The sequence below is a fragment of the Streptomyces sp. NPDC001544 genome (assembly GCF_042894285.1).
Classification (GTDB): Bacteria; Actinomycetota; Actinomycetes; order Streptomycetales; family Streptomycetaceae; genus Streptomyces.
Genome location: NZ_JBIAVN010000024.1, coordinates 49,292 through 60,698 on the forward strand (window position 1 = coordinate 49,292; position 11,407 = coordinate 60,698).

Annotated in this window: 11 protein-coding genes and 1 riboswitch; of the genes, 4 read left to right on the top strand and 7 right to left on the bottom strand. The window is 72.9% G+C overall.

Annotated elements, in window-relative coordinates; translation table 11 throughout:
• Positions 1 to 31 precede the first annotated feature (31 nt).
• A complete protein-coding gene (locus tag ACFY0F_RS36365) occupies positions 32 to 529 on the bottom strand; it encodes an Asp23/Gls24 family envelope stress response protein (protein ID WP_388804467.1) in 498 nt (165 codons plus the stop codon).
• 87 nt (positions 530 to 616) lie between these two features.
• On the opposite strand from ACFY0F_RS36365, the gene ACFY0F_RS36370 reads away from it, so the two are divergent.
• On the top strand, positions 617 to 1,336 hold the full coding sequence (locus tag ACFY0F_RS36370) for a nucleopolyhedrovirus P10 family protein (protein WP_388804470.1): 720 nt from the start codon (positions 617 to 619) through the stop codon (positions 1,334 to 1,336).
• Between the two features lie 11 nt (positions 1,337 to 1,347).
• Here ACFY0F_RS36370 and ACFY0F_RS36375 read toward each other — a convergent pair whose 3' ends face one another.
• From ACFY0F_RS36375 to ACFY0F_RS36385, 3 genes are all read right to left on the bottom strand, one after another.
• Positions 1,348 to 2,151, bottom strand: a complete 804-nt coding sequence (locus ACFY0F_RS36375; protein ID WP_388804473.1) for an enoyl-CoA hydratase/isomerase family protein — start codon at positions 2,149 to 2,151, stop codon at positions 1,348 to 1,350.
• 103 nt (positions 2,152 to 2,254) lie between these two features.
• Positions 2,255 to 2,476 (bottom strand): helix-turn-helix domain-containing protein, encoded by a 222-nt coding sequence (locus tag ACFY0F_RS36380; RefSeq protein WP_010355597.1) that lies wholly within the window; start codon positions 2,474 to 2,476, stop codon positions 2,255 to 2,257.
• Positions 2,477 to 2,811: 335 nt separating this feature from the next.
• Positions 2,812 to 4,410 carry an ABC-F family ATP-binding cassette domain-containing protein gene (locus ACFY0F_RS36385; RefSeq protein WP_388804475.1) on the bottom strand — a complete coding sequence of 533 codons (1,599 nt, stop codon included), beginning with the start codon at positions 4,408 to 4,410 and terminating at the stop codon, positions 2,812 to 2,814.
• Between the two features lie 994 nt (positions 4,411 to 5,404).
• Between ACFY0F_RS36385 and ACFY0F_RS36390 the strand changes: the two genes are divergently transcribed.
• Positions 5,405 to 5,818 (top strand): VOC family protein, encoded by a 414-nt coding sequence (locus ACFY0F_RS36390; RefSeq protein ID WP_388804478.1) that lies wholly within the window; start codon positions 5,405 to 5,407, stop codon positions 5,816 to 5,818.
• Between the two features lie 13 nt (positions 5,819 to 5,831).
• Here ACFY0F_RS36390 and ACFY0F_RS36395 read toward each other — a convergent pair whose 3' ends face one another.
• From ACFY0F_RS36395 to ACFY0F_RS36405, 3 genes are all read right to left on the bottom strand, one after another.
• On the bottom strand, positions 5,832 to 7,250 hold the full coding sequence (locus ACFY0F_RS36395) for a hypothetical protein (RefSeq protein WP_388804481.1): 1,419 nt from the start codon (positions 7,248 to 7,250) through the stop codon (positions 5,832 to 5,834).
• 224 nt (positions 7,251 to 7,474) lie between these two features.
• The gene (locus ACFY0F_RS36400; RefSeq protein WP_388804484.1) at positions 7,475 to 8,602 is read right to left on the bottom strand and encodes an alpha/beta hydrolase family protein; all 1,128 of its coding nucleotides are present in this window, start codon (positions 8,600 to 8,602) and stop codon (positions 7,475 to 7,477) included.
• 132 nt (positions 8,603 to 8,734) lie between these two features.
• Complete coding sequence (locus ACFY0F_RS36405; RefSeq protein ID WP_388804487.1) at positions 8,735 to 9,403, bottom strand: class II aldolase/adducin family protein; 669 nt, start codon at positions 9,401 to 9,403, stop codon at positions 8,735 to 8,737.
• Between the two features lie 150 nt (positions 9,404 to 9,553).
• On the opposite strand from ACFY0F_RS36405, the gene ACFY0F_RS36410 reads away from it, so the two are divergent.
• Positions 9,554 to 10,801 (top strand): anion permease, encoded by a 1,248-nt coding sequence (locus tag ACFY0F_RS36410; protein ID WP_388804490.1) that lies wholly within the window; start codon positions 9,554 to 9,556, stop codon positions 10,799 to 10,801.
• Between the two features lie 34 nt (positions 10,802 to 10,835).
• Entirely contained in the window at positions 10,836 to 11,063 is a 228-nt protein-coding gene (locus tag ACFY0F_RS36415) for a hypothetical protein (RefSeq protein WP_388804493.1), read from the top strand.
• A 139-nt stretch (positions 11,064 to 11,202) separates the two neighbouring features.
• A riboswitch (cobalamin riboswitch) is annotated at positions 11,203 to 11,343 on the top strand.
• Positions 11,344 to 11,407 lie beyond the last annotated feature (64 nt).

The window sequence follows — 11,407 nt, forward strand, 5'->3', positions numbered from 1 at the left end:
GTCAGCCGTGTGTTGCCCGCACCGTCGGCTCCTACTGGATCCGGGGCTCGGGTTCCTCTTCCTCCTCCTCGGGGAGTTTGACGTCGCTCACCGCGATGTTGACCTCGACGACCTCCAGCCCGGCCATGCGTTCCACCGCGGTGATCACGTTCTCCCGCACGGCATGGGCGACGTCGGAGATCGAGACGCCGTAGTCCACGACGACCTCCAGGTCGAGCGCCGTCTGCACCTCGCCGACCTCCGCCTTCACTCCCCGGGTCACCGACTTCGCGCCGCCCGGCACCCGGTCCCGTACGGCGCCGAGGCTCCGCGCCAGTCCGCTGCCGAGGGCGTGCACGCCGACCACGTCCCGGGCGGCCAGCGCGGCGATCTTCTCCACGACCCCGTCGGCGATGGTGGTCCGCCCCCGGGTGGCGGGATCGCCGGTCCCGCGTCGGGTGCTCTGTGTCCTGCGGGTTCCCGGCGTGTCGGGCACCTCGTTGCCGCCCGTGGGACCCGCCGTCCGGTTCTGGTCCGTCATGTCGGTCATGGCCGCATGTCCCTTTCGGTCGTCCCCCTTCGACCACGGTAAGCGTGCTTGCGGCACAGTGCGCCGGGGATACGGCAGGCTGGAGCAATGACGGAGTCATGGACGCACGCGGTGCGGCAGCAGATCGGGCTCGGCCGGCTGCTGCCGCTCGGCGGCGCGCGGGACGGCGCGTGGATCGCGGAGGCGGCGGCCGGGGAACTGCTGCGGCGCGCGGCACGAGAGGTGACGGGTGTGCGCCCGGGGCCGCTGCGGCTCGGGCCGGCCGGGCCGGAGGGCGCAGAGGAGAGCTGCGTACCCCTGCCGCCGAGCGCCCTGCCGCCGGGGCCGCTCCGGCTGACCGCCGACTTCGCGGCCACGGCGGCCGTGCCCCTGCCGGACACCGCGGCCCGTCTGCGTCTGGTGCTGGCGCGGGCCGCGGCGGAGGGGATCGGGCTCACGGTCACCGAAGTGGACCTCAGGGTGACCGATCTGCTGGACGCCGAGGAGCCGCCCGCGCCGACGGCGGAGGCGGCGGTGCCGGCTCCCGCGCGGCGGGCCACGGACGCCGACGAGAAGCGCGCCGAGACGGCCGCCCTCTACGTGCCCGGCGTGACCCGGCTGACGGGCGCGCTGGGCGGCCTCGGCCGGGCGGTGCACGTCGAGGAACGGCGGGACGGAGCCGCGCTCGCGCATCGTCATGTGCGGGTGGAGGTGGCGGTGGACGCCGGCCACCGGGCCCTGGACGTGGCCCGGCGGGTGCGTGCCGCTGTCGCGGACGCGCTACCGGATCATCCGACCGTGGCCGTCCTGGTGACGGCGGTCGACTGACTGCGTAGGGCTCACTCGCCGACGCCGGCCAGGTCGCGCAGCCGTCGTGCCTGGGCCTGACGCTCGGCGGCACGCTGTTCGTCGTAGCCGCGACCGGCGGCCCCACGCAGCAGGGCCTTGGTCTCCACGACCGCGTCACGGGGCGCTGCCAGCAGCGCGGCCGTGAAGTCGCGGACCGTGTCGTCGAGCTCCGCCACCGGCACCGCGATGTTGGCCAGCCCGGAACTCACCGCCTCCTCGGCCTGCACGAACCGTCCGGTCACACAGATCTCCAGCGCGCGGGCGTACCCGACCAGCTCCACCAGCGGGTGCGTGCCCGTGAGGTCGGGCACGATCCCGAGGCTGGTCTCGCGCATGGCGAACTGCACGTCGTGCGCGACGACGCGCAGGTCACATGCGAGGGCCAGTTGGAAGCCGGCGCCGATGGCGTGGCCCTGTACGGCGGCGACGGACACGATGTCGTTCCGCCGCCACCAGGTGAACGCCTCCTGGTAGCCGGCGATGGTCGCGTCGAGCTCGGCGTCGTCACGGCGCGCGAGATCGACGAAGGTCGGCTCGCCCTCGATCCCCTCGGGCGTGAACATCTGCCGGTCGAGTCCGGCGGAGAAGGACTTGCCCTCACCGCGCAGCACGACCACCCGAACGGAGCCCGGCAGCAGCCGGCCGACCTGGGCCAGCGCCCGCCACAGAGCGGGGCTCTGCACGTTGCGCTTGTCCGGGTTGGTCAGCGTCACCGTGGCGAGCGCGTCGTCGACGGTGAGCCGTACGCCGTCCTGGTCGAGCAGGGGAACGAGATCCTTGTCGGACGAAGCCATGACGCCTCCGATGCGTGCGGTCGCTCAAGTGACTGCACAGTAACCACCCGGCCGATCACCCGACCGACCGGGTGGCCACCATCGAAGCCGATGGCCGCCCGGATCAGGACGTGGCGGCTTTCTTGCCCCTGGTCGCTCCGCCACGCCCACGGAGCGTGACGCCCGACTCACTGAGCATCCGGTGTACGAAGCCATACGAGCGGCCGGTCTCCTCGGCCAGCGCCCGGATGCTCGCACCGGAGTCGTACTTCTTCTTCAGGTCTGCCGCGAGCTTGTCGCGCGCGGCGCCGGTCACCCGGCTGCCCTTCTTCAGAGTCTCGGCCACCCGTGCCTCCTCATGGGAAGTGCGCTCTGGTCTCCTCATGATCACCCCTCCCGGGCCCGATGGCCACCCATTCGGCAAGGTCCGTGAGACACGGTTTTGACGACAGGAGCGCATCCCCACAACCGGAATCCGCAATTCCGGACGCGTGTGTCCGTACGGCCGAACGGGTTCTTTCATGAAGTGCCAGGTCAGAGACGCGCAGCGGCCGACCCCTCGGCAACTGAGGGATCGGCCGCGAAATCGATGTAGGACACACCTCGATACGAGGAGATCTCACACAGATGATGGATCACGGATCGGCCGAATGATCCATACGCAGTGGATCATTCATTCGATCAAGCCAGGGCGACGAGATCCGCGTAGTCGGAGCCCCACAGGTCCTCCACGCCGTCCGGCAGCAGGATGATCCGCTCCGGCTGGAGCGCCTCGACGGCGCCCTCGTCGTGGGTGACCAGCACCACGGCCCCCTTGTAGGTGCGCAGCGCGCCGAGGATCTCCTCGCGGCTGGCCGGGTCGAGGTTGTTGGTGGGCTCGTCCAGGAGCAGCACGTTCGCGGAGGACACCACGAGGGTCGCGAGGGCCAGGCGGGTCTTCTCGCCGCCGGAGAGGACACCGGCCGGCTTGTCGACGTCGTCACCGGAGAAGAGGAACGAGCCGAGCACCTTGCGCACCTCGACGAGGTCCATGTCGGGCGCCGCCGAGCGCATGTTCTCCAGCACCGTGCGCTCGGGGTCCAGGGTCTCGTGCTCCTGGGCGTAGTAGCCGAGCTTGAGGCCGTGACCGGGGACGACCGCGCCGGTGTCGGGCTGCTCCACCCCGCCGAGCAGACGGAGCAGGGTGGTCTTGCCGGCGCCGTTGAGGCCGAGGATGACGACCCTCGAACCCTTGTCGATGGCCAGGTCGACGTCGGTGAAGATCTCCAGCGAGCCGTACGACTTCGACAGGCCCTCCGCCATCAGCGGGGTCTTGCCGCAGGGCGCGGGCTCCGGGAAGCGGAGCTTGGCGACCTTGTCGGACTGCCGGACGGCGTCCAGACCGGCCAGCAGCTTGTCCGCGCGGCGGGCCATGTTCTGCGCGGCGACCGTCTTGGTGGCCTTGGCGCGCATCTTGTCGGCCTGCGAATGCAATGCGGCGGCCTTCTTCTCGGCGTTGGCGCGCTCGCGCTTGCGGCGCTTCTCGTCGGCCTCGCGCTGCTGCTGGTAGAGCTTCCAGCCCATGTTGTAGATGTCGATCTGGGAGCGGTTGGCGTCCAGGTAGAACACCTTGTTGACGACCGTCTCGACCAGGTCGACGTCGTGGGAGATCACGATGAAGCCGCCGCGGTAGGTCTTCAGGTAGTCCCGCAGCCAGACGATCGAGTCGGCGTCGAGGTGGTTGGTCGGCTCGTCGAGCAGCAGGGTGTCCGCGTCGGAGAACAGGATCCGGGCGAGCTCCACGCGACGGCGCTGACCGCCGGAGAGGGTGTGCAGCGGCTGGCCGAGCACCCGGTCGGGCAGGTTCAGCGCGGCGGCGATGGTGGCGGCCTCGGCCTCGGCGGCGTACCCGCCCTTGGTGAGGAACTCCGTCTCCTGGCGCTCGTACTGCTTGAGGGCCTTCTCCCGGGTCGCGCCCTGGCCGTTCGCGATGCGCTGCTCGTTCTCGCGCATCTTGCGGAGCAGTACGTCGAGGCCGCGCGCGGAGAGGATGCGGTCGCGGGCGAGGACGTCGAGGTCGCCGGTGCGGGGGTCCTGCGGGAGGTAGCCGACCTCGCCGGAGCGGGTGATGGTGCCGGCGGCCGGGATGCCTTCGCCGGCGAGGCACTTGGTGAGGGTGGTCTTTCCTGCGCCGTTGCGGCCGACCAGGCCGATGCGGTCGCCCTTGGCCACGCGGAAGGTGGCGTTCTCGATGAGGATGCGGGCACCGGCGCGCAGCTCGATACCGGAGGCGGAGATCACGGACAGACTCCAGAGCGGAGGTAGTGGCGGGTGGGCGGCTGAGGACGTTCCCGCCGTCTAATGCGCGAGGAGAATGGCCATGGGAGAAGTCTAACGGGGCGGGGCAAGCACTTTTTCTGCGTGCGAGTGTTCGGGCCACCGTCGGCCCAGGCCGTCCACCGCGACGACCTGCGCGGTCCCTGAGCCGTACGCAGAGCAGGACACCCGCGTGACATACGGCACGCCCGCGGTTGCCCTCCGGGCGAGGGCGCGGTGGCCCTCCGGGCGAGGGCGCGGTGGCCCTCCGGGCGAGGGCGCACGGTAGGCCCAGGGCCGCGAGCCCACCGGCAGGACCCGGCGCCGGCGTCCGAACCTTGGCCTTCCAGGCCGGAGCAGGCGGTAGGGGTGCAGCCCCCGGCGGGCGTGGGGGCGCGCGGCCCCAGGGCGTGGGTGGGTCCGGGCACGCAGCCCCCGGGGCGGGGGCGAAGCCCGGGGTGCGCGGGCGAAAGCCCGGGGTGCGGGGGCGAAAGCCCGGGGTGCGGGGGCGAAGCCCCGCAGGGGGACCAGGAGCACAGCCCCCAGGGGTGCAGGGGCGGCGCCCCGCAGGAGACCAGGAGCACAGCCCCTGGGGCGCAGAGGCGACGCCCCGCAAGAGACCGGAAGTGCAACCCCCCGGGGTGCAGGGGCGAAGCCCCGCAGGAGACCAGAGGCACGCCCCCCGGGGCGCAGGGGCACAGCCCCGCAAGGCCCCAGCCCGGGGCGCAGGAGCACAGCCCCGCAAGGCCCCAGCCCGGGGCGCAGGGGCGCAGCCCCGCAGGGGGCCGGGGAGACGGAGTCCCCCGGTGGGGTTGAAGGGGCGGAGCCCCTGGGGTCGGGATGGGTAGGGGCGGCGGGGGCGATATCCCCCTCGCAGGAACCGGGCCGGCGGTCCACACCGCAACCCCCGGCCGGGGAAAGGCGGTGCCAGACTGAACGGGCAAGCCGGGCACAACGGACGTGGAAGGGAGTGGTGGGCATGGCGGGCACGGGTGGTGGTCGGCCGACCGTTTATCCGACGCTGCTGTACGCGGACGCCAAGGCGGCGATCAGGCAGCTCACGGAGGCCTTCGGGTTCAGCGAGCTGTCGGTGTACGAGGGCGAGGACGGCACGGTGCTGCACGCCGAGCTGGTGCAGGGCAACGGCGGGGTGATGGTCGGCTCCAAGGGCCGGGACGGCGTCTTCGCGGAGGCGATGGGGGACGCGGGCCCGACGGGGGTGTACGTCGTGGTGGACGACGTCGACGCCCACCACCGACGCGCCGTGGACCACGACGCGGAGATCCTGGTGCCCCCGACCGACCAGCCCTACGGCTCCCGGGACTACATGGCCCGGGACGTCGAGGGCAACATCTGGAGCTTCGGGACGTACGCCCCCGAGATCGGGGCCTGACGCCCGCCCGGTCTCATCCCCCCGTGTGCACCTGGAAGGCGGCCCGCCGCACCGCCTTGGCCAGGGCGGGGTCGGGGTGCGCGGCGGCGAGGGCCACCAGGACCTGCACCGTGCGCGGGTGACCGACCGCGCGGACCTCGTCCAGCAGTTGGGGGACGGTGGGCTGCACCGCCGACTCCAGATGGCGGACGAGCAACGGCGCCTCTCCGTGGTCGGCGACGGCGGCGGCGGTGTCCACCCACAGCCAGGTGGCCTCCTCGCGGGTGAGGACCTCGTGGGCGTCCTCCGGGTCCACGCCGTCGTGCTCGGCGAGCCACAGCAGCGCGTACGGTCTGAGCGTCGGTTCGTCGAGGACGGCGCGCACGTCGGCCTCCGCCGGGGCGCCGACGACACGCAGCGCCTCGAAGGCGAGGCCGCGCAGCAGGGCGTCCTCGCCGCGGGCGGCGTCGATGAGCTCGGTGACGGCGCTTCCGACGGGACGGGCGGCGAGCCAGGCGCGGTATTCGGCGCGGGCCGCGTTGGGCCGGAGCTGGGAGCAGCCGCGCAGCATGTCCTCGGCGCCCTGCTCGATGTTCCCGGCGGGGCTCTGCGCGGCCACGCAGATCTGCTCGAGCTTGACCCAGACGGCCCAGCTGCCGAGCGGGGTGAGCGTGGCCTGGCCGTCGCCGTAGGTGAGGGCGCCGACGGAGGCGAGGGCGTGCAGGGCCCAGTCGAGCAGCGGTGCGAGGTCGGGCGCGGGCTGCGCCGGCCGGGCGGCGGCGGGCGCGGCGCCGGTGACGGGCCGGGGCTCGGGCCCGTAGGAGATCTCGCAGCGCTCGGTGCGCAGTTCGGTGACCCGCTGCTGGAGCAGGTCGAGGAGCTGCTCGACCGGGACGGGACCGGCCGACAGCTGGAGGAAGGACAGCACCTGGGGCATGGCCGAGACGACCTCGGCGACGGCGGCGGCCTCGTGCTCCGCGGGCTCGGGGTAGGCGAGCGACCAGGCGTCGAAGAGGGCGACCCAGCCGCGCAGGACGGCGCTGTCGTCGCGGTCCCAGGCGCGCAGGCGCCAGCCGGGGCGTGCGCTGTCGCCGTGCACCTCCACGAGGCCGGCGAGGCGGGCGGTGTCCCAGTCCGCCCGGACCTGAGCGGCGGTCAGGCCCAGATCCGCGGCGGCGCTTTCGGCCGTCGCCGCGGACAGGGTGGCCTTGCCGTCCGCGGTCGCTCCGTCGCGGCCCGGGCCGAGGGCGGCGTCGGCCCAGTGCGCCACGCGAGCGGCGCCGGCCAGGCGGGATCGCGCCATCCTGGCCAGCTCGGCGGGGGCGGGCGTGCCCTCCGGCGGGCGGGGTGCGGGGCGGCGCGAGCGCCGCTGGTTCATCGCTCGGGGGGCGGCGGCCAGGGGTCGCGGTCGGACGAGTCGAAGCCTGGAGTCGCGCGGGATACGGGACGTCACGGGTGCAGTCTTCCGGTTGACGGTCCGAAAACCCAAACGGAATGTCACCGCGGGCGACGGGGTGGGCCAACGCACCGGCTCCGGCGGGGGCCGAGGAGGGCGGTTCCGGCCAGTGGTACGGCCTTGAACGGAACGGCCGGACGGGACGTCAGCCCCCGCGTCGCGGCAGCGGGTCGGCATGGCTCGGTCGGTGTGCACACCGGCGGCGTTCCCGCCGACGGCGTTCACATCAGCGGCGTCAGGAACCGCCGTACGGCCTCCTCGTATCCCTTCGGGTCGGCGTTCCACATGGCCCCGTGCGGGGCGTCCCGCACGGTGTGCAGGGTGACCCGGTCGGGGCGCCGCGCGGCGAGGCGGCGGGAGAACTCCCAGGGGGCCACCGCGTCGTCCGGTCCGTGGATCAGCAGGGTGGGCACGGTCAGCCGCGCCGGGTCGGCACTTTCCGCGGCGCGCTCGGCGCGCAGGCCGACGCGGCCCTGGGCGGCCCGGACGGCGAGCGGCAGCAGGAAGTCGGGCGTGCGCCGGGCCGCGGCCAGGGCGCGCAGCGTGGCCTCCCAGCTCAGCACCGGCGAGTCCAGGACCAGTCCGCAGACCCGGTCGCGTGTGGCGGAGTGGAGGGCGGCGCGCAGGGCCATGGTGGCGCCGGTGGACCAGCCGTGGAGGACGACGCGTCGGGCGCCGTGGCGGACGGCGTAGCGGATCGCCGCGTCCACGTCGCGCCATTCGGTCTCCCCGAGGTGGTTCAGGCCGTCCGGCGGGCGCGGGGCGCCGAGGTCGCCGCGGCAGGAGACGGCGAGTACGGGGAGACGCAGACCGTGCAGGAACCCCATGACGTTCATGGGGAGCTCCCGCGTCGTGCCGAGGCCGTGCACCGCGATCACCCAGGTGTCCCGCGCGCCGGGCACGAACCAGGCGGGCAGCGCGCCGAGTTCCCCGGGCACGTCCACGTCGGCGTGGTCGAGGCCGAGGGCGGCGTCCGGGTTGCCGACGTAGAGGTTGGGGGTGAGCCACACCTGGTCGCCGGGTTCCAGCGTGCCGTGGGTGACGCGTTCGAGGCGGCGTACGACAGTGTCGGGTGAGGGCGCCGCGGCTTCCAGGACGGGGCCGACGACGGCGTGTGAACCGTCGCCGGCCAGGCCGTAGGCGCCGGGACGCAGGGAGGCCAGGTCACGGGTGAGTGCGAGCCGGTCCGCGGTCACGGTGTGCACCGTGAGCCGGGGCTCGGTGGGCAGCGGTCTGCCGGGCGCCGCCTTGAGCGCGGCGTCGCTGGCGATCCGGCCGACGGCCACGCCGGCCGCGCCGGCCGCCAGGACCGCGGTGACGGCCGAGGCCGCCGCTGTGACGGTGCGCACGGGTCCAGTGTCCCGGGGGGCCGCCTTACCGGCCAGCGGGAGGAAGGGTCGGGGTGACATGTCCTTCCGGGTTCCAGCGCGGGGCGCCCTTCAATCCCCGTGGGCGGGGACCAAGTGGGTGGCCGTCGCCCTTCACCTCCGCCGGCCGTACCCGCGCAGCTTCTCCCCCGCGGCCGCCAGCTGCTCCGGGGTCAGCAGGGACGGCGTCAGCCCGGGCACCGCGGAGGCCGTCAGCCACAGGCGGCACATCCATTCGAGCTGGGCGGTGCGGTCGTAGGCCTGGTCGAGGCCGGCGCCGTAGGTGATCGTGCCGTGGTTCTGCAGCAGGCAGCCGGAGCGGTCGGCGAGGGCACGGAGCATGTTCTCGGCCAGTTCCTCGGTGCCGTAGGTCGCGTAGGGGGCGACCCGGACCGGGCCGCCGAGGGTGCCGGACATGTAGTGGACCGCCGGGAGTTCGGTCACGAGGGTGGAGACGGCCGTGGCGTGCACGGCATGGGTGTGGACGACGGCGCCGGCGTCGGTGGTGCGGTAGACGGCCAGATGCATGGGCAGTTCGCTGGTGGGGACCAGCGTGCCGAGCACCTGGCGTCCGGTGAGGTCGACGCCGGTCACGTCGTGCGGCGTGAGCCGGTCGTAGGGGACGCCCGACGGTGTGACCAGCACGGTGTCGCCGACGCGTACCGACACGTTGCCGGAGGTGCCGACCACGAGTCCGTCGGCCACGGTCCGGCGGGCCGTGGCGACCAGCGCCTCCCAGGCCCGCGATTCGGCCTCGCGTACGCCTCTGCTCTCTTCAGCCATGGCGGTGATCCTGCCATCCGTGGCGCGCACCCCCACTCAGGTCCTTCACCAGGCGTTTCCGACACCTCGACGCCTATCTCAGTTCACCTTCCGTTCATCCAGGTTGCCTACGGTCAACCGACCAATGACTTCGAACGATTGCCTGGGTAAATGGAAAGCTTCTCGCTGATCCTCGCGATAGTGGTGGTAACCGCTCTCGCGTTCGATTTCACGAACGGTTTCCACGACACCGCCAACGCGATGGCCACCACCATCTCGACCGGCGCGCTCAAGCCCAAGGTCGCGGTGGCCATGTCCGCCGTGCTCAACCTTGTGGGCGCTTTCCTCTCCGTGGAGGTCGCCAACACGATCTCCAAGGGTCTCGTCGACGAGAGCGGCATCCGTCCCGAGGTCATCTTCGCCGCCCTGGTCGGCGCGATCCTCTGGAACCTGCTGACCTGGCTGGTGGGGCTGCCCTCCAGCTCCTCGCACGCCCTGATGGGCGGCCTGATCGGCGCCACCGTCGCCTCCGCCGGCATGGGCGCCGTCCACGGCGACGTGCTCGTCACCAAGGTGCTGCTCCCGGCGGTCGCGGCCCCCGTGGTCGCGGGCGTGGCGGCGATGCTCGCCACCCGGGTCTCCTACGGCATCGGCAAGAACGCCGACGGCGAGGCCACCCGCAAGGGCTACCGCGTCGGCCAGATCGCCTCGGCCGGCCTGGTGTCCCTGGCCCACGGCACGAACGACGCGCAGAAGACGATGGGCATCATCACCCTCGCCCTGGTCGCCGGCGGCTCCATCGCCCCTGACTCCGACCCTCCCACCTGGGTGATCCTCTCCGCCGGTCTCGCCATCGCGCTCGGCACCTACATCGGCGGCTGGCGCATCATCCGCACCATGGGCAAGGGCCTGACGGAGCTTCAGCCGCAGCAGGGCTTCGCCGCCCAGACCAGCGCGGCCACGGCCATCCTGGCCTCCTCCCACCTCGGCTTCTCCCTCTCCACCACGCATGTCGTCTCCGGTTCCGTGATGGGCGCGGGCCTGGGCCGCAAGGGCGGTGTGGTCCGCTGGTCCACGGCGACCCGGATGTTCGTCGCCTGGGCGCTCACCCTCCCGGCCGCCGCGCTGGTCGGCGCGCTCGCCGAGTCGGTCACCGGTCTCGGTGACTGGGGCACCGCGCTGGTACTGGTCTTCCTCGTGGCCTCCAGCGCCGCGATCTGGAAGTACTCCCGCCGCGGGGTGGTCGACGCGACCAACGTCAACGAGAGCGAGGAGCCGGCCGGCGTGGTCACCACCGCGATCGCCGTCGTCACCCCGCCCCCGGTGGGCGTGCCGGCCGAGGACCTGTCGAGCACGATCCCGTCCCCGGCGGCACGCGTCGCCGCCGACCCGGCGACCCCGCCGGCCGCCACCGTCTGACCCCGGGCACCCGGTTAGAGAAAGCAGTTCCGACATGAAGATCGACTGGGCAGCCCTCGGCTCCGTCTTCGGCGTCAGCCTCGCCGTCACCGTCGGCCTGGTGGCCCTGTTCACCCTCGGCGTCACCGGCCTCTCGCGCCGCGAGCGCGCCGCCGCCCAGGGGGACTCGGCCGGGCTCGCCGTCACCGGCGCGTACGTCTGCTTCGCGGCGTGCGCGGCGGCGGTGGCCTACGGGATCTACCTGATCATGCACAAAGCCTGATCAAAGCCTGAACAAGGCATCGAGGCTCCTCCCCGAAGTCCTCGGGGAGGAGCCTTTCGCATGCCGCCGTACCGTCCGCCACCGCGTCGGTGTGGGCCTCAGCACACTCTCCCCGTGCAGGTCAACAGCAAGTTGACGGCTCTTCCGGGGCCGTGGTGGACTTCCGGAGCCATGTACGGCGGCAGGAGAGGAAGCCGGTGCGAATCCGGCGCGGTCCCGCCACTGTCACCGGGGTAGGAAGCCCCGGGAGCCAGGAACTCTCACCGCCGGTCTAGTCGAACCAGGGCGTGGACACCCTGAGTGAGGACATATCGCCATGCTCGCTCGGCCGTTGAGGTACAGCA

Bases quoted from the DNA above. Each gene is read 5' to 3' on its own strand.
- ACFY0F_RS36365 (WP_388804467.1), bottom strand. From the start codon at position 529: ATGACCGACATGACGGACCAGAACCGGACGGCGGGTCCCACGGGCGGC.
- ACFY0F_RS36370 (WP_388804470.1), top strand. From the start codon at position 617: ATGACGGAGTCATGGACGCACGCGGTGCGGCAGCAGATCGGGCTCGGC.
- ACFY0F_RS36375 (WP_388804473.1), bottom strand. From the start codon at position 2,151: ATGGCTTCGTCCGACAAGGATCTCGTTCCCCTGCTCGACCAGGACGGC.
- ACFY0F_RS36390 (WP_388804478.1), top strand. From the start codon at position 5,405: ATGGCGGGCACGGGTGGTGGTCGGCCGACCGTTTATCCGACGCTGCTG.
- ACFY0F_RS36405 (WP_388804487.1), bottom strand. From the start codon at position 9,403: ATGGCTGAAGAGAGCAGAGGCGTACGCGAGGCCGAATCGCGGGCCTGG.
- ACFY0F_RS36410 (WP_388804490.1), top strand. From the start codon at position 9,554: ATGGAAAGCTTCTCGCTGATCCTCGCGATAGTGGTGGTAACCGCTCTC.
- ACFY0F_RS36415 (WP_388804493.1), top strand. From the start codon at position 10,836: ATGAAGATCGACTGGGCAGCCCTCGGCTCCGTCTTCGGCGTCAGCCTC.